Annotated in this window: 1 pseudogene; it reads left to right on the top strand. The window is 57.9% G+C overall.

The annotated features are described in order from the left end of the window. A pseudogene (locus J3L16_RS16010) lies at nt 1-413 on the top strand (saccharopine dehydrogenase); the annotation flags it as partial.

Genomic DNA, 413 nt, shown 5'->3' with positions numbered 1-413 from the left:
CATCTTTGGCCTAAAAGAACTGCCAGAAGACGGAACGCCACTGCGCCATCGTCATATCATGTTCGGGCACGCCTATAAGGGCCAGCCTTCAGGGCGTATTCTGCTTGATCGGTTTCAGGCAGGTGGCGGAACTCTATACGATCTCGAATATCTGGTGGCTGAGGATGGTCGGCGTGTTGCGGCCTTTGGCTATTGGGCCGGTTATGCAGGTGCTGCAATGTCGCTGCTAGCGTGGGCTGCACAGCAAGGCGACGGAACTTTACCTGATCTGTCAGACGTGAAGGATGCGCCCGGATTGCGTGATCTGATCGCATCCACGTTAGACGGGGCCACGCCCGCGTCTTTGGTGATTGGAGCCCTTGGTCGCGTTGGGTCCGGTGCGCGCGACCTTTGCACAGATTTGGGGTTGTCCG

Origin of the sequence: Alteromonas sp. 5E99-2 (genome assembly GCF_017368475.1) — a bacterium.
Classification (GTDB): Bacteria; Pseudomonadota; Gammaproteobacteria; order Enterobacterales; family Alteromonadaceae; genus Alteromonas_F.
The sequence above is the reverse complement of the archived record's forward strand: the minus strand, read 5'-3'. Positions and strand labels throughout refer to the sequence as shown.